We start from the raw sequence: 20,301 nt of genomic DNA, 5'->3' as shown, positions 1-20,301 counted from the left end.
AAAGTCTCAGAAGCTGAGTCCGTGCACCGCCAACCACTGCTGCGGGTCGACGTGCTGTCCGTTGACGATCACCTCGAAATGCAGATGCGGCCCCGTGGAGTCACCGCGGTTGCCCATGCGGGCGATCTGCATACCCGCCGGAACACGTTCGCCGACCGAGACGAAGAAGTCGTACATGTGCCCGTAGACGGTGATGCTGCCGTCGTCGTGCCGTATCCGCACCCATAGCCCGAAGCCCTGCGCCGGTCCCGCATCGATGACGGTGCCGCTGGCGACGGCATAGATCGGTGTGCCGATCGGCCCCGCGATATCGATGCCATTGTGGAAAGTGCCCCAGCGCGAACCGAATCCGGAGGTGAAGGTGCCGCGCGTCGGCAGAACCATGCCGGTGATACCGGACAGTACCGATCCGGTGGTGACCGGTGCGCTGCCCGCCATCCACGGCTGATACTCACCGGAGACCGCCGCGGCCGCCTCGGCCTTGGCACGTTCCAACGTCGCGCGGGCCGCTGCGGTGACGACCTCCTGCTCACGGATGCGCTCACCGTTGGCAATGGCATTGAGATAGCGCTTCACCGACGGTGGTGTCGACTGCACCTGCTGTGGATAGGCGAAGGCGACGCGTTGCGCCTCGTCCGGGCCGGGCGTGCGATCGGTGACGCCCCAGTCGAACGAGGAATCGGCGGCCGCGAATACGGCGGTGACGCAGACGCCCGCGATCAGGATGCGGTGCTTGCGCAAGAGTGCGCGGTAGTCGGGTTTGGGCCGGTCCTCCCACAGCGCGCGCAGGTCGGGTGGTGGTTGCCGACGCAGCCAGACCAGGCCGTCCCTGCATTCGCCGAATACCTCGCGCACCCGGGCACCCAGCTCGGACGCGCGCCGTTCCCGCAACTCGGCACGCCAATCGGGGGGTATGACACCGATGCCACCCACCCCGGGTACTCGGTCCAGCCGCGCACGGCGAGCCTTGTCAAGCATTAACGCCGACCATAACCCGGGCGGCATGCCACACACATGCCGAACCACGGGGCCGGTCGCATTTCGTGTCGAGTCCGACAAAGCCGAGCATCGGCGCCCACCTGATGTGCGGGACGGTCTACCGTACGTCGGGTGTCCAGAGAATCTCGCCGGTCGACCATTCCACCTTTCTACGTGATGGATGTCTGGAAAGCTGCCGCGGAACGGGCCAGGACGCACGGCGATGTGCTGGTGCTGGCGGCCGGGCAGCCCTCGACGCCGGCACCCGCACCGGTGCTGCGCGCGACGAAGATGGCGATCGATGCCGAATTGCTCGGTTACACAGAGACATTCGGCATTCTGCCGCTGCGTGAGGCAATCGCCGAACACCACCGCGACACCTACGGCTACGCGGTCGAACCCGATGACGTCGTGGTGACGACCGGCTCCTCCGGCGCGTTCACACTCATCTTCCTGGCCGCATTCGACGCCGGGGATACCGTCGTGGTGGCCAGGCCCGGATATCCGGCTTACCGCAACTCTCTGACCGCGCTGGGTTGTCGTGTGGTCGAACTCGATTGCGGTGCGCAAACCCGATTCCAGCCGACGGTCGCCATGCTGGAAGCGCTCCCGGAACCGCCTGCCGGTCTGATCGTGGCAAGTCCGGCCAATCCGACCGGCACCATGATCGATCCCGATGAACTCGCCGCACTTGCCCGCTGGTGCGATGCGCACGGCACCCTGCTGATCTCCGACGAGATCTACCACGGCATCACCTATCGGGGCGTCAGCGTCGGCCGGACGTCATCGTCCTGGGAGACCTCGCGCGAATCCGTGGTCATCGGTTCGGTCTCGAAGTACTTCTCGATGACCGGCTGGCGGCTCGGCTGGATGCTGGCGCCGAGTCGATTGCGGCCCGCACTGCAGCGGCTCGCGTCCAATATGACGGTGTGTCCGCCCGCGGTCTCGCAGTTCGCGGCGCTGCACGCCTTCGGCGCCGAGGCCAAGGAGGAACTCGATGGTCACGTCCGGCGCTACGCGGTGAATCGGCAACTGCTGCTGGAGGGTCTGCCGAAACTCGGCATCACCGAGCTGGCCCCGGCCGACGGCGCCTTCTACGCCTACGCCGATATCGGCCATCTCACCGACGATTCCCGCAAGTGGTGTGCCGAGGTGCTCGACCACACCGGAGTCGCCCTGGCCCCCGGAATCGACTTCGATACCGCGGCGGGGCATCGGACCGTACGATTCTCCTTCGCCGGAGCTACCGCGGACATCGAGGCGGCACTCGTTCGGTTGGGTCACTATCTGCGCGGTTGATCATGCTGTCCGACAACAAGTTTGCACAGTTCGGCACCCGAAACGAGCAGATGCGGTAAAACAACGATGGCTGGGTTTTCACTCTCTGGGTTTCCTCTCTGATTTCGCACGGATGAACTGATGATGACTGGCACGATGGCACGGTGATAACCGCGACGACCCCGAAAGGCGAACGGCGTCGCCAGGCTTTGGTAGCGGCCGCCGCCGAGTTGTTACTCGAAGGCGGATTCGATGCGGTGCGGCATCGCTCGGTCGCGACGCGCGCCGACCTTCCGCTGGCGTCGACGACGTACTACTTCGAGTCGCTCGATGATCTGATCGCGCGAGCGGTCGAATTCAGCGGCAATGCGGAACTGGACGCGATGCGGCGACGGGTCGGCGAGGTGAGTCACCGTCGCCGAGGCGCGGAGGCGACCGTCGATCTGGTGTTGGACCTGCTGGTGGGGTCGGATGGCAACGACGAGGGCGCACGCGGGCAGCTGATCGCACGCTACGAGCGTTCGGTGGCCTCGGCGCGGCATCCGGAACTGCGCGAAGTGCAGCTCCGACTAAGGGCGCAGCTGGACGAGTTGCTCGCCGATGTGCTGCGCCGCTCCGATCGGGTGGTTCGGCCGGAGCAGTTGCGCAGGATGGTCGCGGTGGTCGACGGTGCCGTGGTGGCGGCGCTGAGCGAAATGGACCCGGAGCCAAGGCGAATGGCGCGCGGGGCATTGCTCGAGGTCATCGATATCGTCGCGCCCCCGGTGCGAGCGTCAGGCCCGGAGGCGGTAGCTCGCGTAACCACGGAGGGCCCGCTCGCACCGCATCAGATACAGACGCCGCAGCAGGTCGACAGGTTCCGGACACTAGACTGACTGGACGTGACCCTCGTTCCGAACGTCCTTGCCACCCGATACGCCAGCCCCGAGTTGGTGCATCTCTGGTCGCCCGAGAACAAGATCGTGCTCGAGCGGCGGCTGTGGTTGGAGGTGTTGCGGGCGCAGTCCGAACTGGGCATCGAGCTGCCCGCGGGCGTCATCGACGATTATGAGCGCGTCATCGATCAGGTGGATCTCGCCTCGATCGCCGAGCGGGAGCGGGTCACCCGCCACGATGTGAAGGCGCGCATCGAGGAATTCAACGCACTGGCCGGGCACGAGCATGTGCACAAGGGCATGACCAGCCGCGATCTCACCGAGAATGTGGAGCAGCTGCAGATCCGGCTCTCGCTCGACCATGTGCACACCCACGGTGTCGCGGTGGCGGCGCGCCTGGCCGAGCGGGCCGCCGAGTACCACGCGCTGGTTATGGCGGGCCGTTCGCACAATGTCGCCGCCCAGGCCACCACGCTCGGCAAACGGTTCGCCTCGGCCGCCGACGAACTGCTGATCGCGCTGACTCGCCTGCGTGAGCTCATCGACCGCTACCCGCTGCGCGGTATCAAGGGCCCGATGGGCACCGCGCAGGACATGCTGGATCTGCTCGGCGGCGATTCGGCGAAACTGGCGACGCTGGAGCAGCAGGTCGCGCGGCATCTCGGCTTCGCGAATGTGCTGACCAGTGTCGGTCAGGTGTATCCGCGCTCGCTCGATCACGATGTGCTGTCCGCGCTCGTGCAGGTCGGTGCGGGTCCGTCGTCGTTCGCGCACACCATTCGGTTGATGGCGGGTCATGAGCTGGTCACCGAGGGCTTCCAGCCAGGGCAGGTCGGCAGCTCCGCCATGCCGCACAAGATGAACACCCGCTCCTGTGAGCGCGTCAACGGCTTGCAGGTGGTGCTGCGCGGTTATGCCTCGATGGCCGCCGAACTCGCTGGCGCGCAATGGAATGAGGGCGACGTCTTCTGCTCGGTGGTGCGCCGCGTCGCGCTGCCGGACGCCTTCTTCGCCATCGACGGCATGATCGAAACCTTCCTCACCGTGCTCACCGAATTCGGTGCCTACCCCGCGGTCATCTCCCGCGAACTCGACCGCTACCTGCCCTTCCTCGCCACCACCCGCATGCTCATCGCCGCCGTGCGCGCCGGTGTCGGCCGCGAGACCGCCCACGAGGTAATCAAGGAACACGCGGTAGCCGTCGCCCTCGCCATGCGCGAACAGGGCCGCGAACCCGATCTGCTGGACCGCCTGGCCGCCGATTCCCGCTTCCCCTTGGATCGCGCCGAATTGGACGCTGCCCTGGCCGATAAGTCCGCCTTCATCGGCGCGGCCGAGGCCCAAGTTTCCGATGTGGTGGCCGCCGTCCAAAAGCTGGTGGACCAATACCCCGACGCCGCCCGCTACACCCCGTCCCCGATCCTTTAGCGCGGGGTTCCGTCGAACGTAGTCGAATGGTGGTCGCCCATGCCGAATTCGACCGCCCTATCACTACGCTCGGCGAGCCGCCAGCAAGCAATCTGGACGCGGCACCAGCCCACCGGCCATAGTGATCGGCGTGAATCCATACACGATCTTCGGGGACATTGTGGCCGGGCGGGCCGAGGCCAGCCGGGTGTTCGAGGACGATGACGTGGTGGCGTTCATGGACATTCGGCCCATGACGCCCGGGCATTTGCTGGTGGTGCCCAAGGTTGCGGCGCGGAGTCTGGCGGAGCTGGATCCGGTGGTCGGGGGGAAGTTGTTCCAGGTGGCGCAGAAGTTGGCGGGGGCGCTGCGGGCCAGTGAGGTGGGGTGTGATGGGGTCAATTTCTTCTTGGCCGACGGGGTGACCGCGGGTCAGGAAGTTTTCCATGTGCACCTGCATGTCATTCCGCGGACGCCGGGTGACGGGTTCGGATTACGTGCGCGGCCGACCCGTCCGCATCGCGCTGACCTGGACTATCTGGCGAATTCGATCCGCGGCGCGCTCAATCGCTGAGCCGCGCCTGGGACTGGCGGTGCTGGCGTGAAAGTTGTTACCCGCCCGAAGGTTTGCGGGGGAAACGCCGGAACTGGAATCTCTTCTCCAACGTCTCGACGTGAGTTACGTTGAAGGCCATTGTCATGCGGTGGTGGAGGTGGGTTCGTGCGGCGAACAAAGATAGCTGTTGCGGTGCTGGCCTTCGGGATCACGCTGATGGGGCCCTTGCTGGCCGACCCGGCCACGGCATCGGCGGCGCGGATCGATCGGATCGATGAGCTGAGCTCGACGCGCTCGGCGCTGTTCATCGAATCGCCATCGATGGATCGGATCATCCAAGTCCAGGTTCTGCACCCGGCCGGTGGCGGCTCGCACTCGTCGTTCTACCTGCTGGACGGCCTCGATCCCGGCATCAACCAGAGCACCTGGACCAATGCCACCGACGCCGAATCCTTCTTCAGGGGCAAGAACGTCAATGTGGTGCTACCCGTGGGCGGCCAGGCCAGCTACTACACCGACTGGCAGCGCGACGATCCGAAATTCGGTCGCTACCAGTGGGAAACGTTCCTGACCGAGGAGTTGCCGCCGATCATCGACGCCCGATACGGCAATGGCGTCAATGCCATCGGCGGCCTGTCCATGGGCGGCAATGCGGCCTTCATCCTCGCCGCCCGCCATCCCGAGTTGTACCGGGCGGTCGCGGGCTACAGTGCCTGTCCCGACACCACTCTCGCCATGGGTGCGGTGATGTTCTCCATCGCCAACCGTGGCGGCAATCCGGTGAATATGTGGGGCGGTCCCGGCAGTCCGGCCTGGGCCGAGCACGATGCGGCGGCGCTCGCGGATCGCTTGCGCGGCAAGGCGATCTACCTGTCCACCGGCACCGGCATACCTGGTCCACACGAGGCCGAGGTCAAACCTCAATTGGGCGAGAACATCGTCCTCGGCGGCCCGGTCGAGGTCGGCGTCAACACCTGCGTCATCTCATTCGAGCAGCGGCTGCATGCCCTCGGTATTCCGGCCGAGATCGAATACAGCCCAACCGGAACCCACTCCTGGTCCTACTGGCAGGACACCCTGCACGCCTCCTGGCCGACCATCGGTCCGGCGATCGGAGCATAGGTCAGGCCCGCAGCACGCGGACGACGGCGAATACCACGACGATCGCGGCCAGCAAGGCCGTGCCGAGGATGACGATGCCCGCGGGCACGCCGAACAGTTCCACATCCTCGGTTCGGTAGATCGTCTGGTAGACCTCCGCGTCGCTGGCATCGGCCTCGAAGGCGAAGTCGGAGCGGATATCCGCGGGGCTATCGATCGAAATCCGCAGTTCGGTCAGGTAGTCGCGGCCATTCGTGGTGACCGGCGCGAGTTCTGGATCCGATGTGGCGACCCGGCCCGCGAAGTCGACCCGCACGCGCTGGGCAGCGGCATCGGGATCGGAGCGTCGCACGCGATGCTCGCTCAGCGTGTAAAGATGCACGTACTGGGCGTGTTCGGCGGCGCTCGACATCCGCATCGGATACACGAATCGATCCGAATCGAAGCTCAGGCGCACCGGATCTATTGCGCCATCGAGGGGTTGGGCACTGGTGAGCCGCATTGCGACGAAGGACCAGCCCTCGCGCAGATACGGTTCGAGAGCACTGACCACCTCGGGACGCATCTCGTAGCCATTGTCGCTCAGCCACTTTCGAATGCCATCCAGATTGCCGCCGGAAAGGGTGGTTGCTTCGAGTGGGCCGAGTCGCACGCGTTCGAGGACGGTCGGGCCGCCATCGGCAGCGCTCATAGCGCCCTCGCCGACCGCGTCGTCAACGCCAGAACCGAACCATCGACGCTGGGTGACCACCTTGGGCGCGGTCAGGTTCGCCAGTTCCGTGAAGGTCGCCGCGGAGCTACCCGCGACGGTCGCCGGTTTCGGTGTCGGCACGATCAGCGCCGCCTGATCGGTACCGGATTTCAGCGCGAGCCGCATGAGCACCGTCTCGTGCCGCCCGTCCCAGCTGATCAGCGCCGTCTCCTCGCGCACCGACGCCGGGTGCCCCGGTGGATTCGCCATCCCGCCGCACGCGCAGGCCGAAGCCGGTGCGAGCGCGCCGATTCCGGCCCCGGCGAACAGCATTCCGATGACGGCCAGCAGGTGAACAGCACGCATGGCCGCGAGCCTACTTGGCTACGCGGCCGCGCCCGGGGACCGTCAGGCGCACCGCGTTTCGCGAAACTCCCAGCTCGGATAGTCGCTGTATCCCGCGGCATCGCGCCCGTACAGCAGTTCCTCGCGGATCGGAGCCAGCGGCAGATCGTAGGTAATCCGCTGCACCAGATCGGGATTGGCGATGAACGCGCGCCCGAACGACACCAGATCGGCAAGTCCCTGCCCGAGCACCGCCTCGGCCTCGACCGCACTGGTGGGCTTGCGGTTCTCACCGATATTCGCGATGAGTGTGCCGTGCCAGCGCGGACGCAGATCGGCGAGGGCGGGATAGTCGTCGTTATCGGTCAGATGCAGATATGCCAGGTCACGGCGATCCAACTCGGCCACCAACGTGCGGTACAGCGGTGCCGGATCCGCCTCGTACATATTGAACTGAGGGTTGCCCGGCGACAGGCGAATAGCGGTCCGGTGCGATCCGACGGCACCGACGACTGCGTCGACGATGGCCAGCGGTGCGCGCATCCGGTTCTCGATCGAGCCGCCGAATTCATCGGTGCGCAGATTGGTGTTGTCGGCCAGGAACTGGTGCAGCAGATAGCTATTGGCACCGTGGATCTCGACACCGTCGAAGCCCGCCGCGATCGCATTGGCGGCAGCTGCCGCGAAGTGCTCGATCACGGCGGCGATTTCGGCACGGCTGAAGGCACCCGGGGTTATCGGATCAGCCTTGGTGCCGTCGAGCAGATGCGGTCGATCGTCATCGATCACCGACGACGGTCCGGTAGGCCACGATCCGTCGACCCGGGCCAGCGGATGTCCCTTCCGACCTCCGTGCATCAGCTGCGCGACGATCCGCCCGCCCGCCGCGTGTACCGCATCGGTGACCCGCCGCCAGGCATCGACATGACGACCCGTCTGCAGGCCAGGCACCCAGGCCTCGCTCTGGCCGGTCGAATGCGGCCAGATGCCCTCGGTCACGATCAGTCCGGCCGTGGCCCGCTGCGCGTAGTAATCGACCACATCGGCGGTCGGCGAACCGTCCGGATGAGAACGCAACCGGGTCATCGGTGACATGACGATTCGATTGGGCAGGGCCAGAACATGGTTGCGGTATTCACTCAATAGCTGCATAACCGCACCATAAAACCTGACATCGATGTGAGGTCAAGTAAGCTCGAGACCGAAACGGCTGATTTCGGGGAGACGGGACAGATATGCGCATCGGTGAGCTGGCCGAGCGGACCGGGGTGAGCGTCCGGTCGCTGCGGTACTACGAGTCCAAGGGCATGCTCGGATCCGAGCGCACTCCCGGTGGTCAGCGCGAATATCCGGAGTCGGCGGTCGCGCGGGTGCTGCGCATTCGCGAAATGTTCGCCGCGGGTATCGGCAGCGACACCGTCAGCCAGTTGCTGCCGTGTATCCACGACGAAGACGGCACGCCGAACGAACTGGCGACACCATTCCTGGTGGACAAACTGGCCGAGGAGCGCCGCCGCATCGACCAGGCCATGACCGATCTGCACCGGGCGGGCGCGGTACTCGACGACATCATCCGAGCGGCGGGCGGTGCGCAACCCGAACAGTAGGGTGGAGCCCATGGCTCTCGACAGTGGAATCGGAACGCTCGCCGGTCCGGGTGATGTGACGGCGCCGGTCGCCAAGCGGGTGCGCACCGAGCGGGTGCACCACGGCGACGTCTTCATCGACGAGTACGAATGGCTCCGCGATAAGGAAAATCCCGAGGTCATCGCCTATCTGGAGGCCGAGAACGCCTACACCGAGGCGCAGACCGCGCATCTCGGCGGACTGCGGGACAAACTCTTCGACGAGATCAAGGCGCGCACCCAGGAGACCGACCTCTCGGTGCCGACCCGGACGGGCGAGTACTGGTACTACTCGCGCAGCTTCGAGGGCAAGCAGTACGGCGTGCACTGCCGCTGTCCCGTCGATTCGGCGGCCGAGGGGATCGATGCCTGGACCCCGCCGCAGCTGGAGGTCGATACCGAGATTCCCGGTGAACAGGTGCTGCTGGACAGCAACCAGCTAGCTGAGGGCCACGACTTCTTCACACTCGGCGCGTTCTCGGTCAGCCATGACGGCAACCTGCTCGCGTACTCGGTCGACACCAGCGGTGACGAGCGCTACCTGATGCGCTTCAAGGATCTGCGCACCGGCGAGGTGCTCGCCGACGAGATCGCGGGCACCGCACCCGGCGCGACCTGGTCGCTGGACGGCACGCACGTCTTCTATCAGACGGTCGATGAATCCTGGCGGCCCGACACCGTGTGGCGACACCGGCTCGGTACGGCCAAGGATGACGATGTCAAGGTCTTCCACGAACCCGACGAGCGGTTCTGGGTGAGCGTCGGCGCGACGCGCTCGAAGAAATACCTGATGATCTGGCTCGGTTCCAAGATCACCAGCGAGGCCTGGGTACTCGAATCCGATAATCCGGAAGGGGATTTCCGGGTCGTCCTGCCGCGGCGCGATGGTGTCGAGTACTCGGTGGACCATGCCGTGGTCGGCGGTGAGGACCGTTTCCTGATCCTGCACAACGATGTCGTGGACGGGGTGAAGGCGCTGAACTTCGTACTCGCCGAGGCACCGGTATCGGATCCGTCGAAGATGACGCTGCTGATCGGCCACCGCGACGATGTGCGGCTCGAGGATATCGATCCGTTCGCCGGTCATCTGGTGCTGAGCTATCGGCGCGAAGCCCTTCCCCGCATTGCCATTTGGCCGCTGACCGAATCCGGCTACGGCGAGCGCCGCGAACTCGAATTCGATCTGGAACTCTTCGCGGTCGGTTCGGTCCGCAACCCGGAGTGGGAGCAGCCGACGCTGCGGATCGGGCTGACCTCGTTCATCACACCTATGCAGGTCTTCGACTATGTCCCGGCCACCGGGGAGTTGCTGCTGCGCAAGGAGCAACCGGTACTCGGCGGTTATGACGCGAACGACTATGAGCAGGACCGGGATTGGGCGATCGCCGCGGACGGCACCCGGATTCCGATCTCGCTGGTGCGGAAGAAGGGCCTGCCCGCGGGCCCGAAACCGCTGTTGCTGTACGGATATGGCTCTTACGAGACCCCGATCGATCCGGGCTTCTCGGTATCGCGGCTTTCGCTGCTCGACCGCGGCATGGTGTTCGCGGTGGCGCATGTGCGCGGCGGCGGTGAGATGGGTCGGCTCTGGTACGAGCACGGCAAGACGCTCACCAAGAAGAACACCTTCACCGACTTCATCTCCTGCGCAAGGCATCTCATCGATACCGGCGTCACTTCGGCGGACCGGTTGGTCGCCGATGGCGGCAGTGCGGGCGGTCTGCTGATGGGTGCGGTGGCGAATCTGGCGCCCGAGCTGTTCACCGGAATTCTGACCAACGTGCCGTTCGTCGACCCGCTCACCTCGATCCTCGACCCGTCGCTGCCGCTCACCGTCATCGAATGGGACGAATGGGGAAACCCGTTGGCGGACAAGGAAGTCTACGACTACATCAAGTCCTACACGCCCTACGAGAACATCGAAGCCAAGGACTACCCGGCGATCCTGGCCGTCACCGGCATCAACGACACCCGCGTGCTCTATGTCGAACCCGCCAAATGGGTCGCCAAACTGCGCGCGACCAAGACCGGTGACACACCACTGCTGCTCAAGACCGAAATGAGCGCGGGCCACGGCGGCGTCAGCGGCCGCTACGAGCAGTGGAAGGAAGTCGCCTTCGAAAACGCCTGGCTCCTCGACACCCTCGGCCTGGCCGACGCCTAGGTTCGGTGAGCGGCCGGTCCACCCGGCCGCTCACCAGCGGGTACCAAGAGCTTGCCGAGCAGGTTCGTGAGCTGGCGGCGCTCGGCGGCGGTCAGCGCCGCGAAGGTCTCATCGAGGTAGGCCGGAATCGCGGCCTCCGCCTCGCGGAGTCGTTCGCGGCCCGTGTCGGTGATGGTCACGGCATAGGAGCGGCGGTCGCGCGGATTGCGTTCGCGCCGTACATAATCCGACTTCTCCAGGTCGTCGCAGACGCTGACCATGACACTGCGATCGATCCGCAATTCCTCGCTCAGCGTCTGCTGCGAGCACGCGCCGACGGCATCGAGCATCTTCAATACCAATTGCTGTCCAACGCCCAAACCCTGTGTCGCGGCGTGGGTTTCGCCTGCTCTGGCCACGAAGGTCGACGCGCGGCACAGTGCGATATCCGGCCGCTCGGCGGCGAGCTGTGGAAAGTAGGTCGGTTTGGTCATGGTCCCTCGCTGTCGGTGTCGTCAGCCTACCATTATCGTCTGCTGGCCAATCGTTTGACAGCAGATGATTTGTGGTCATACGGTCTGAGTGATCGCAGGAATCGGCCCGAGGAGTACCCGATGACAACGCTGGATCTGACCCCGGACGAGTTGCTGTCTACGACCCGAGCGGTGCGCAAACGCCTGGATTTCGACCGTCCGGTGCCACGCGTGTTGATCGAGGAGTGCATCGACCTCGCGACCCAGGCGCCGACCGGACGCAATCGGCAGCGCTGGCACTTCATCGTCGTCACCGATCGGGCCAGGCGTCGAGTGGTCGGTGACATCTTCCGGCGCGCGCTCACCGTCGGAACCGGACAGCCGCTGACCGCCGATGACGTGTGGCGCATGAACTACGCCCCGCATTCGACCGAGCGGGTCTTCGACGGTCTGCGCTATCTCGCCGAAAATATCCATCGAGTTCCGGCCATGGTGATTCCGGCCATCGAGGGGCGAACCGATCGCGCCTCGGTCGAGATCCAGTCGGGCGCTTGGGGTTCCATTCTGCCCGCGGTGTGGAGCTTCATGCTCGCCGCGCGAGCCCGCGGACTCGGCACCACCTGGACCAGCGCGCAGGGTCCGCTGGAGCGCGAACTCGCTGCGGCACTGGGTGTTCCGTATGAAAAGGTGATGCTCGCGGCATTCATTCCGCTGGCCTACACCCTCGGCACCGACTTCAAACCCGCCGTTCGGGTGCCGAGGGAGCAGGTACTGCACTGCGAACGGTGGTAATCAGAGGCCGCAGGTGCGCATGTTCTCCAGGAAGGTGGCACGGTCGCTGTCGCGGAACTCTTCGATGCCCTGATATGCGCCGTTCGCATCCATGATCGTGATGTAGGCGTCGGCGATCTGATCCGGAGTCGCATCGGGCGTGCGGCTGCGCACCTGATTGACGAAACCCTGTGTCGCAGTGCAGGTTTCGTCTTGGCTGAAGATCTGGGGATCGCCGGGGTCGGCTAGCGCCGTGGCCGGGGCGATGAGCAGGAGTGGAACTGACAGAGCGCTGAGCAGGGCTGTCTTCACGCCGCAGATCTTAGGGTAGATGTGCCGTGGGTGTGGCGCAGTGTTCGTCGGCGGGTCATCCGCCCTGCACGTCGAGTACATCTGCGGCTGGCACCGTGAGGTCATGAACGCTGAGCTGATGGTGTCGATTTCCGGGATCCGGGACACCACGCGGGACGCGGCTATCGAATTCGCGGCCGAAATGGATCGCCGCGATGTGCGGCTTTCGCTGCTGGTCGCGCCCCGGTTGAAGGGCGGCTACCGGCTGGTGGAAGATCCGGCGACGCAGGCATGGCTGCGTGGTCGGCGCGCCCGCGGCGATGCGATCGTGCTGCACGGCTACGACCAGGCGGCGACCAAGCGGCGCCGAGCCGAATTCGCCACCCTGCCCCGGCACGAGGCGCGCCTGCGGCTGACCGCGGCGGATCGGGTGCTCGAGCAGGTGGAATTGCGCACCCGGCTATTCGCGGCCCCGCGCTGGGATGCCTCCGCGGGCGCAATCGAGGCGCTGCCCGAGGCCGGTTTCCGGCTCGCGCTCGGGTTGACCTCGATTCTCGATCTCGAGCGCAATATCGCCCAGAAGGCGCGCGTCTACGGCATGGGCGAGGGTTTCCGTGCCGAGCCGTGGTGGTGTCGCGCGCTGGTGCTCGGTGCGGCCAGGACCGCACGTCGCGGCGGTGTGCTGCGGCTGGCCGTTTCCGCGGCTCAGCTCGGTCGCTCCGGTCCGCGGCAGGCGATGCTCGACGCGGTCGATCTCGCGCTGTTCCACGGCGCGGCCAGCGAGGTGTACCGCTGGGAACCGTTCGCCGCCGTCAAGGCGGCCTGATCAGGTCTGCCGGAAACCGTGCGGGGTGTGATCGGCACCGCCGCACGAGGCGCCGCCGCCCGCAATGGCGTGATCGGGCGGCGGCGCGCGGCGTAATCGACTGTGTACCAGCACTATTCGGCGGCTCAGGGCCGGACGGGCTTCGCCTTCTCGCTCGGCACCGCCGCGGTCGCGTTGTGCGTGAACCCGCCGGCTTCCTCTTGGGTGAGCGGTTTGGCCTGTGGATGCTTGTCCAGTTGCGCCATACCCCGCGCGATATCGGCGAGCAGCAGGTCGGCCATATCGATGCTGAACCCATGCCGGACCAGCGCGCGCATGATCGTCTCGTTCTCCCGGTCGGCGGGCAACGGATACGCGGCGATCAGCCAACCCCTGGTCCGCAGCCGATCCGATAGTTCGTAGAGATTGAAGCCGACATCCTCGATCAGCCGCCAGGACACGGCCGCGATGCCATGATGTGGATCGCCGCCGTGGATCATCTCGAACGGACCGAGTTTCAGCAGGCCAGCCGCCAAATGCTGGGCGACGTGGTAGAGCTGGGACTGCAGGCGGGTGTAGCCGGTGTGGCCGAGCCGGATGAATTCGTAGTACGAGGTGATCACCTGCCCGCCGGGGCGGGAGAAGTTGAGATTGAAGGTGGCCATGCTGCCGCCGAGGTAATCCACATTGAAGATCAGCTCCTCGGGCAGATCGGCGGCCTCGCGCCAGATCGCCCAGCCCGAGCCGAGCGGCGCGAGCCCGGTCTTGTGGCCGGAGGCATTGATCGATTTGACCCGTGAAAGCCGGAAATCCCAGATCAGATCCGGTGCGGTGAACGGCGCGAGGAATCCGCCGCTGGCGGCGTCGACATGGATGGGGATATCGAGGCCGCTGGCCTCTTGCAGCCGGTCCAGCGCGCGGCTTATCCCGGCGACATCCTCGAACAGGCCGGTGTAGGTCTGACCGAAGTTCGGCACCACCATGATGGTGTTCGCGTCGCAATAGGCGGCCACATCGTCGGGATGCATGGTCAGCCGGTCCCCGCGCAGCGGGATCTGGCGTATCTCCACATCGAAATAGCGCGCGAATTTTTCCCAACACACCTGCACCGGACCGCAGACGAAATTCGGGGTTCCGGTGCCGCCACGTTTGCGCCAGCGGAATTTGGCGGCCAGACCGCCGAGCATCGCGGCCTCACTCGAGCCGGTGGTTGAGGTGCCGTGCGTGCCCGCTGGATCCGGCGCATGCCACAGATCGGCGACCATTCGCACGCACCGGCGCTCCAGTTCGGCGGTCTGCGGATATTCGTCCTTGTCGACGATGTTCTTGTCCAGGGATTCGTTCATCAGTCTGCGCGCCTGGTCATCCACCCAGGTGGTGCAGAAGGTCGCCAGGTTCATCCGGGAGACGCCGTCGAGCATCAGTTCGTCGTGCACGATCTCGTAGGCGACCTGCGGGATCAACTCGTTGGTCGGAAATCCGGCCTTCGGCGCCGACCGGCGCAGGCCCGGCAGGGCGAATAGGTCGTCGGGCTCCAGTCCTTCTGTCATCGAACCGCCTCCGAACATGGCTCGCGTAATGTTTGCGAAACAGCGGCAACCAGCGTCGACGTATCAGCATGTCATAGCGGCGGTCGGATTTCGCCGGTTCCGATCCGGACGACACAGACCGATCGGTCGGCTGAGTTCTCCCGTATGGCCCGAGCGGTTCATGCCAGAGTGGGCGGGCGGCGCGCCCTTGGCCGCTTCTGTGCTGGATCGGATCGGAAATGAGGTTTCGCAGATGATCGACGACTCCCGCATCGCGGCGCTGCGCCAGCGGGTGACCGCGCTGATGCCGCAGGCGAAAACCGATCTCACCCAACTGGTTTCGTTCAAGTCGGTGGCCGATCCCCGGCAGTTCCCGCCGGAGGAATGCGACCGGACCGCGCAGTGGGTCGCCGACGCGTTCGCCGGGGCGGGCCTGACCAAGGTGGGCCTGCACGAAACTCCCGATGGCAGTAAGGCCGTCATCGCCTCACGTCCCGCGCTACACGGTGCGCCGACGGTCTTGCTCTACTGCCACTACGACGTGCAGCCGCCGCTCGACGACGATGCCTGGCGCACCCCGGTCTGGGAGCTGACCGAGAAAGACGGCCGCTGGTACGGGCGCGGCAGCGCCGACTGCAAAGGCAATATCGTGATGCACCTGACCGCGCTGCGGGCACTCGGCGCGGATCTGCCGCTCGGGGTCACGCTGGTCGCGGAGGGTTCCGAGGAGCAGGGCACCGGCGGACTCGAACAATTCGTCGAGGCCAATCCGGACCTTTTGCGCGCGGATGCGATTCTGATCGGCGACTGCGGCAATTTCGCGAACGGTATGCCGACCTTGACCGAATCCCTGCGCGGCAACGTGAACGTGGTCGTCACCATCGAAACCCTCGCTGGGCCAATGCATTCCGGCATGTTCGGCGGTCCGGCTCCGGATGCGCTCGCCGCGCTCATCCAGCTGCTCGCCTCCTTGCGCGACGAACACGGCAACACCACCGTCGCCGGTCTGCGCAACGATCAGCGCTGGACCGGCGTGCAATATATGGAAGACCAATTCCGTTCTGACGCAGGCGTACTCGGCGGCGTCGAACTCATCGGTGACGGCACCGTCGCCGATATGCTCTGGGCGCGACCGGCTTTGACGGTGCTCGGCATCGACGCACCGAAGGTGCTCGGTTCATCGGCGGCCATCCAGCCCGTCGCGCGAGCCCGGCTCAACCTGCGCATTCCGCCGGGAACCGATCCCGGCCATGCACTGGAACTGCTGACCGCGCACCTGCGTGCGCATACGCCGTGGCGCGCGAAACTCACCGTGGAAACCGAGGGGACCGGCGCGCCGTTCCGGTCGGCAAGGGGCGGTCCGGCCCGCACCGCCATGGAAGCCGCACTCACCGCCGCATACGGCCGCGCGACCACCACCCAGGGCCAGGGCGGCTCGATCCCGCTGTGCAACGTTTTCGCCGACACCTATCCGGACGCCGAGATCATGCTGCTGGGCGTCGAAGAACCCAAATGCCTCATCCACGCCCCCAACGAGAGCGTCGACCCCGCCGAAATCGAACACATGGCCCTCGCCGAAGCCCTCTTCCTCGCCACCTACGCCGAACAAATCCGCTGACAGCGTGTTGGACGTCCGATCACCATGTATCCGTGGCGGATCCCTCTCGACATTTGCCGCCCTGGATACATGGTGATCAACCGTCCAGGGTTAGAGGTCGCGCTGGGTTTCGGGGGCGATTACGGTGAATTCTGTTGTGGTGGGGGCCATTTCGGATAGGCGGCCGAAGTAGATGCCTTGGGCTTCGGGTTGGATGATGCCGAAGTGGATGGGGAAGGCGGTGGCCGGGGCGACCGCGCGCAGGTAGTCGACGGCCTCGCTGATGCGCATCCATGGCGCGGATGCGGGGACAGCGAGGACGCCGACCTCGACCGGGGGCACCCAGAGCGAGTCGCCGGGGTGCACGAGTTGGGCCGGGTCGTCCGGGGTGCCGAGTTGGAAGACGGTGTTATCGATCACCGGGATCTCCGGGTGGATCACCGCATGCCTGCCGCCGCCACCGGTGATCTGGAGATCGCCGAGGGTGATCGCATTGCCCGCGTGCACCGCCTCCCACGGTTCGCCGCGCTGCTGTGCGGTCTGTGGATCGCTGAACAGGCGCGCATTCGGGTTGTTGTCGAGCAGTGCCTCGATCCGGCTCGGATCGATATGGTCGGGATGCTGGTGGGTGACGGCGATGGCGTCCAGGCCGGTAATGCCCTCGAAGCCGTGTGAGAAGGTGCCCGGATCGAACAGCACCTTCTTGCCGTGCAATTCGACGAGGATGCAGGAGTGGCCGAAGTGGGCTATGCGCATGGGGCCATGCTATTTGACTCGACCCCGACCGTAGCTCGGACAACCCGGACAACTACGCTGCTCAGGTAACCCCAACACCACCTGAGGAGCAACGCGTGGCACGAGTCGTGGTCGAGGTGATGCCGAAGGCCGAGATCCTGGATCCGCAGGGTCAGGCCATCGCCGGCGCGCTCCCGCGCCTGGGATTCGCCGGAGTGTCGGATGTGCGGCAGGGCAAGCGATTCGAGCTCGATGTCGACGACAGTGTCAGCGACGCGGAGCTCGAACAGATCGCCGAGGCGCTGCTCGCCAACACCGTGATCGAGGACTGGAAGGTCGTGCGCGTTTCATGACGGCGCGGATCGGGGTCATTACTTTTCCTGGCACGCTCGACGATGTCGACGCCGCTCGGGCGGTCAAGCTGGCGGGCGCCGAGGCGGTCAGCCTGTGGCATGCCGATGCCGACCTGAAGCAGGTCGACGCGGTGATCGTGCCCGGCGGCTTCTCCTACGGCGACTACCTGCGCGCCGGTGCCATCGCCCGATTCGCCCCGGTGATGGGTGAGGTCGTCAAGGCCGCGGGTCGCGGCCTGCCGATCCTGGGTATCTGCAATGGTTTCCAGGTGTTGTGCGAGGCGGGCCTGCTGCCCGGCGCGCTGACCCGCAACGAGGGACTGCACTTCGTCTGCCGTGACGAATGGCTGCGCGTCGAAACCGCGAATACCGCGTGGACCTCGCGTTTCGAGCCAGGTGCCCAGATCCTCATCCCGGTAAAGAACGCCGAGGGGCGCTTTCAGGCGTCCGAGCGTGTGCTCGATGAACTCGAGGGCGAGGGCCGAGTGGTCTTCCGCTACGCGGGCGACAATCCTAATGGCTCCCAGCGCGATATCGCGGGCATCTCCTCGGCAGATGGCCGGATCGTCGGCCTGATGCCGCATCCCGAACACGCCACCGAGCCGCTGACCGGCCCGAGCGACGACGGCCTCGGCCTGTTCCTCTCGGTGCTCGACACCTTGGTCGCGGCTTCGTAGCGCCTGGCGTCTCGCGGCTGACACTTTCGAGCGAACTGCAGGCTCCGTCGAGACTCGCGCCTGCGGCTCGACGGCTCGGACGCTAGACGGGTCGTTCTCGCTCCGTCGTGGTTGGTCAGGGTGGTGTGCTGGATGGTCGGGTTCCGCGCCTGCGGCACGCGCTTCGACGGCTCGGACACGCGAACGGTCGCCCTCGCTCCGTCGTAGTAACCGTGTCGGGTGACTCTCACTCAAGTGATCCGGGCGATGATGTCGAAATCGACGCCGTCGGCCAACGCGATATAGCCGTGCTGCTGGGCCTGGTTTCCGACGAAACTTCGGGAACCGCCTGGTGTTTCGAGCCGCACACCCTGATCGAGCGCCGCGTGTACGTCGGGTACGTCCAGTGATCCGACCGTCTCGCCGATCGCGCGCAGGGTGTGGATCGCCTCGTAGCTCATATTGCTGAAGCTGGTCAGTGCGGGCGCGAAGCTGCCGTGTAGTCGGCGGTAGCGGGCCAGCCGGTCGCGGCCGTCGTCGGTGCGTGGGTCCACGAAGTAGCTGGATGCCACGTAGAAGTTGTGGTTGGCCTCGGGACCGGCGGTCAGCAGCACGTTTTCGTCGGCGGCCGGGCTTATGCGCAGCAGCGTGTCGGCGCGTCCGGTGGCGGCGAACTGCCGGTTGAAGCGGGAGACGTCCGCGCCGACCATCAGGATGATGACGGCATCGGCGTGGTCGAGTGCGGGATGGTCGAGGAATTCTGTGAAGTCCGGTGCGCCGAGCGGTACGAATCGTTCCAGCACGATGGCGCTCGGATCGGTCAGGCTGCGGCGCACCGCCTTGGCCGATTCGCGCGGCCAGATGTAGTCGTTGCCGATGATCGCCCAGCGGCGCACACCGTATTCGCGCCGCAGCCAGTGCACCGCGGGCAGGGTCTGGCCCGCCGGATGTTCGCCGAGCATCAGCACCCCGGGTAGCTCATTGGTGAGACCCTCGTGTCCGGTGGCGAAAAGATAGGGCACCCGACTGGCATTGGCGCGCGCCACGGCCAATCGCACCGCCGAGGTGTGCCAGCCGGTGATCGCGTCCACCATCCCGGTGGCCAGCAGCGCGGAAACCTCTTCGGCGACCTCGCGCGGATTCCGCCCGCCATCGATATTCGTAGTACGAATTTCGCGGCCCAGAAAACCTGTCCCAGCATTGATTTCGTCGACCGCGAGCGAAACCGCCGCATCGCACGACGCCGCTACGATACCGCCCGGTCCCTGCATAGGGACTATGTTCAGTATCTCGATCGTGCCGTCTGGGCTCTCGCCGAACGCTGACATTCGGTACTCTTCTTCTCGTTCGAGCGAAATTCATGGCAGGCAGGAAATAATGACGACCATTGTAAGCGGATATTCCACGCTGCATGGTGTGCTGCGTGCCGCGGAACGGCGTTGGCTGGACCACCTCGACGCCGCCCTGTGCGCCAGGCAACTGACAGCCGATCAATGGTCGATGCTGTCGAATCTGTCCGCCGAGTTCGGGGTCACCATGAGTGAGCTAGCGGCCAGGTCGCAGCTACCGCCGTCCTCGGCGACCAGGCATGCCGACGCACTCGCCGAACGCGGCCTGATCTTCCGGGTGGCCGCCGAGGACGACCGCCGCCGCATCCTGATCGGCCTGAGCAGGCTCGGTTCGGATCTGGTCGACGCGGTGCGCATCGAAGAGGAACGCGTGGAGCAGGAGTTGCGTTCGCGTATCGGTGCGCGGCGTTATGCCGAGCTGATGCGTTTGCTGGAACTCGTTTCCGCGGAGTAGTTCAAATTGGCACTGGGGTAGTCGTCGGATGAATTAATCCCATGAATGTTCGGTTGCGCTGTCTGGGTGCGCAATTACCATTCCTTCGGTTATGTTCCGAATAGACCTCATTATGGTGTTCGAATATTCGGCCATAGCCGCAAGATGAGACCGAGTTGCTCCATCGCGGTGGTGGTTCCGGCGACGAAACCAGGCTTTGCCGATGTATGCGGCCGCAACGCGGTTCTCGGTGGATCGGCGGCACTTCGACCGCCACCGTTTCTTACGGGTTGTTGAACCGGGAGGCATG

21 protein-coding genes are annotated in these 20,301 nt (G+C 65.5%); 13 read left to right on the top strand and 8 right to left on the bottom strand.

Going from position 1 to position 20,301, the window contains the following annotated elements:
• Positions 1 to 6 precede the first annotated feature (6 nt).
• Entirely contained in the window at positions 7 to 978 is a 972-nt protein-coding gene (locus NA5_RS39425) for a M23 family metallopeptidase (protein WP_084484282.1), read from the bottom strand.
• A gap of 132 nt (positions 979 to 1,110) precedes the next feature.
• On the opposite strand from NA5_RS39425, the gene NA5_RS20500 reads away from it, so the two are divergent.
• From NA5_RS20500 to NA5_RS20480, 5 genes are all read left to right on the top strand, one after another.
• Entirely contained in the window at positions 1,111 to 2,277 is a 1,167-nt protein-coding gene (locus NA5_RS20500) for a pyridoxal phosphate-dependent aminotransferase (RefSeq protein ID WP_218020131.1), read from the top strand.
• Between the two features lie 143 nt (positions 2,278 to 2,420).
• Entirely contained in the window at positions 2,421 to 3,131 is a 711-nt protein-coding gene (locus NA5_RS20495; RefSeq protein ID WP_245672312.1) for a TetR/AcrR family transcriptional regulator, read from the top strand.
• 6 nt (positions 3,132 to 3,137) lie between these two features.
• Complete coding sequence (purB, locus tag NA5_RS20490) at positions 3,138 to 4,559, top strand: adenylosuccinate lyase (protein ID WP_062988405.1); 1,422 nt, start codon at positions 3,138 to 3,140, stop codon at positions 4,557 to 4,559.
• A gap of 130 nt (positions 4,560 to 4,689) precedes the next feature.
• Positions 4,690 to 5,112, top strand: a complete 423-nt coding sequence (locus NA5_RS20485; RefSeq protein ID WP_062988403.1) for an HIT family protein — start codon at positions 4,690 to 4,692, stop codon at positions 5,110 to 5,112.
• A gap of 147 nt (positions 5,113 to 5,259) precedes the next feature.
• Positions 5,260 to 6,216: an alpha/beta hydrolase gene (locus NA5_RS20480; protein ID WP_062988402.1), complete on the top strand. Its 957-nt coding sequence runs from the start codon at positions 5,260 to 5,262 to the stop codon at positions 6,214 to 6,216.
• Between the two features lies 1 nt (position 6,217).
• Here the strand turns inward: NA5_RS20480 and NA5_RS20475 are convergent, their stop codons facing one another.
• On the bottom strand, positions 6,218 to 7,252 hold the full coding sequence (locus NA5_RS20475) for a DUF2330 domain-containing protein (RefSeq protein ID WP_062988400.1): 1,035 nt from the start codon (positions 7,250 to 7,252) through the stop codon (positions 6,218 to 6,220).
• Positions 7,253 to 7,294: 42 nt separating this feature from the next.
• Entirely contained in the window at positions 7,295 to 8,383 is a 1,089-nt protein-coding gene (locus NA5_RS20470; RefSeq protein ID WP_062988398.1) for an alkene reductase, read from the bottom strand.
• Positions 8,384 to 8,466: 83 nt separating this feature from the next.
• On the opposite strand from NA5_RS20470, the gene NA5_RS20465 reads away from it, so the two are divergent.
• Complete coding sequence (locus NA5_RS20465) at positions 8,467 to 8,838, top strand: MerR family transcriptional regulator (protein ID WP_062988396.1); 372 nt, start codon at positions 8,467 to 8,469, stop codon at positions 8,836 to 8,838.
• A gap of 10 nt (positions 8,839 to 8,848) precedes the next feature.
• On the top strand, positions 8,849 to 11,020 hold the full coding sequence (locus tag NA5_RS20460) for a S9 family peptidase (RefSeq protein WP_062988459.1): 2,172 nt from the start codon (positions 8,849 to 8,851) through the stop codon (positions 11,018 to 11,020).
• Here the strand turns inward: NA5_RS20460 and NA5_RS20455 are convergent.
• Positions 11,017 to 11,493 (bottom strand): MarR family winged helix-turn-helix transcriptional regulator, encoded by a 477-nt coding sequence (locus tag NA5_RS20455; protein WP_062988394.1) that lies wholly within the window; start codon positions 11,491 to 11,493, stop codon positions 11,017 to 11,019. The genes NA5_RS20460 and NA5_RS20455 overlap by 4 nt on opposite strands.
• Positions 11,494 to 11,613: 120 nt before the next feature.
• Between NA5_RS20455 and NA5_RS20450 the strand changes: the two genes are divergently transcribed.
• The gene (locus NA5_RS20450) at positions 11,614 to 12,264 is read left to right on the top strand and encodes a nitroreductase family protein (RefSeq protein WP_062988392.1); all 651 of its coding nucleotides are present in this window, start codon (positions 11,614 to 11,616) and stop codon (positions 12,262 to 12,264) included.
• Here NA5_RS20450 and NA5_RS20445 read toward each other — a convergent pair whose 3' ends face one another.
• Positions 12,265 to 12,555: a hypothetical protein gene (locus NA5_RS20445; RefSeq protein WP_062988390.1), complete on the bottom strand. Its 291-nt coding sequence runs from the start codon at positions 12,553 to 12,555 to the stop codon at positions 12,265 to 12,267. It abuts the gene before it with no gap.
• A gap of 103 nt (positions 12,556 to 12,658) precedes the next feature.
• On the opposite strand from NA5_RS20445, the gene NA5_RS20440 reads away from it, so the two are divergent.
• A complete protein-coding gene (locus tag NA5_RS20440) occupies positions 12,659 to 13,360 on the top strand; it encodes a DUF2334 domain-containing protein (RefSeq protein WP_062988457.1) in 702 nt (233 codons plus the stop codon).
• 125 nt (positions 13,361 to 13,485) lie between these two features.
• Here NA5_RS20440 and gad read toward each other — a convergent pair whose 3' ends face one another.
• Positions 13,486 to 14,889, bottom strand: coding sequence for a glutamate decarboxylase (gene gad, locus NA5_RS20435; RefSeq protein WP_062988455.1), 1,404 nt, complete (start codon positions 14,887 to 14,889; stop codon positions 13,486 to 13,488).
• A 232-nt stretch (positions 14,890 to 15,121) separates the two neighbouring features.
• Here gad and NA5_RS20430 point away from each other — a divergent pair, with 232 nt between their 5' ends.
• Positions 15,122 to 16,486 carry a dipeptidase gene (locus NA5_RS20430; RefSeq protein ID WP_062988453.1) on the top strand — a complete coding sequence of 455 codons (1,365 nt, stop codon included), beginning with the start codon at positions 15,122 to 15,124 and terminating at the stop codon, positions 16,484 to 16,486.
• Positions 16,487 to 16,576: 90 nt separating this feature from the next.
• On the opposite strand, the gene NA5_RS20425 is transcribed toward NA5_RS20430, so the two are convergent.
• A complete protein-coding gene (locus NA5_RS20425) occupies positions 16,577 to 17,221 on the bottom strand; it encodes an MBL fold metallo-hydrolase (protein ID WP_062988388.1) in 645 nt (214 codons plus the stop codon).
• Positions 17,222 to 17,316: 95 nt separating this feature from the next.
• On the opposite strand from NA5_RS20425, the gene purS reads away from it, so the two are divergent.
• Both purS and purQ read left to right on the top strand, forming a co-directional pair.
• A complete protein-coding gene (gene purS / locus NA5_RS20420) occupies positions 17,317 to 17,553 on the top strand; it encodes a phosphoribosylformylglycinamidine synthase subunit PurS (RefSeq protein WP_062988386.1) in 237 nt (78 codons plus the stop codon).
• On the top strand, positions 17,550 to 18,230 hold the full coding sequence (purQ, locus tag NA5_RS20415) for a phosphoribosylformylglycinamidine synthase subunit PurQ (RefSeq protein WP_062988384.1): 681 nt from the start codon (positions 17,550 to 17,552) through the stop codon (positions 18,228 to 18,230). The genes purS and purQ overlap by 4 nt, the downstream gene beginning before the upstream one ends.
• Before the next feature lie 230 nt (positions 18,231 to 18,460).
• On the opposite strand, the gene NA5_RS20410 is transcribed toward purQ, so the two are convergent.
• On the bottom strand, positions 18,461 to 19,537 hold the full coding sequence (locus tag NA5_RS20410) for a substrate-binding domain-containing protein (RefSeq protein WP_062988383.1): 1,077 nt from the start codon (positions 19,535 to 19,537) through the stop codon (positions 18,461 to 18,463).
• A 49-nt stretch (positions 19,538 to 19,586) separates the two neighbouring features.
• Between NA5_RS20410 and NA5_RS20405 the strand changes: the two genes are divergently transcribed.
• The gene (locus NA5_RS20405) at positions 19,587 to 20,012 is read left to right on the top strand and encodes a MarR family winged helix-turn-helix transcriptional regulator (protein ID WP_062988382.1); all 426 of its coding nucleotides are present in this window, start codon (positions 19,587 to 19,589) and stop codon (positions 20,010 to 20,012) included.
• Positions 20,013 to 20,301 lie beyond the last annotated feature (289 nt).

Origin of the sequence: Nocardia anaemiae NBRC 100462 (assembly GCF_001612725.1) — a bacterium.
In the GTDB taxonomy this organism is placed as follows: Bacteria; Actinomycetota; Actinomycetes; order Mycobacteriales; family Mycobacteriaceae; genus Nocardia; species Nocardia anaemiae.
The sequence above is the reverse complement of the archived record's forward strand: the minus strand, read 5'-3'. Positions and strand labels throughout refer to the sequence as shown.

Excerpts from the sequence above, each read along its gene's own strand:
- gad (WP_062988455.1), bottom strand. The coding sequence starts at position 14,889 with ATGACAGAAGGACTGGAGCCCGACGACCTATTCGCCCTGCCGGGCCTG.
- NA5_RS20430 (WP_062988453.1), top strand. The coding sequence starts at position 15,122 with ATGATCGACGACTCCCGCATCGCGGCGCTGCGCCAGCGGGTGACCGCG.
- NA5_RS20410 (WP_062988383.1), bottom strand. The coding sequence starts at position 19,537 with ATGTCAGCGTTCGGCGAGAGCCCAGACGGCACGATCGAGATACTGAAC.
- NA5_RS20475 (WP_062988400.1), bottom strand. The coding sequence starts at position 7,252 with ATGCGTGCTGTTCACCTGCTGGCCGTCATCGGAATGCTGTTCGCCGGG.
- NA5_RS20425 (WP_062988388.1), bottom strand. The coding sequence starts at position 17,221 with ATGCGCATAGCCCACTTCGGCCACTCCTGCATCCTCGTCGAATTGCAC.
- NA5_RS20450 (WP_062988392.1), top strand. The coding sequence starts at position 11,614 with ATGACAACGCTGGATCTGACCCCGGACGAGTTGCTGTCTACGACCCGA.
- NA5_RS20465 (WP_062988396.1), top strand. The coding sequence starts at position 8,467 with ATGCGCATCGGTGAGCTGGCCGAGCGGACCGGGGTGAGCGTCCGGTCG.
- NA5_RS20440 (WP_062988457.1), top strand. The coding sequence starts at position 12,659 with ATGAACGCTGAGCTGATGGTGTCGATTTCCGGGATCCGGGACACCACG.
- purQ (WP_062988384.1), top strand. The coding sequence starts at position 17,550 with ATGACGGCGCGGATCGGGGTCATTACTTTTCCTGGCACGCTCGACGAT.
- NA5_RS20460 (WP_062988459.1), top strand. The coding sequence starts at position 8,849 with ATGGCTCTCGACAGTGGAATCGGAACGCTCGCCGGTCCGGGTGATGTG.
- NA5_RS39425 (WP_084484282.1), bottom strand. The coding sequence starts at position 978 with ATGCTTGACAAGGCTCGCCGTGCGCGGCTGGACCGAGTACCCGGGGTG.
- NA5_RS20405 (WP_062988382.1), top strand. The coding sequence starts at position 19,587 with ATGACGACCATTGTAAGCGGATATTCCACGCTGCATGGTGTGCTGCGT.
- NA5_RS20470 (WP_062988398.1), bottom strand. The coding sequence starts at position 8,383 with ATGCAGCTATTGAGTGAATACCGCAACCATGTTCTGGCCCTGCCCAAT.
- NA5_RS20455 (WP_062988394.1), bottom strand. The coding sequence starts at position 11,493 with ATGACCAAACCGACCTACTTTCCACAGCTCGCCGCCGAGCGGCCGGAT.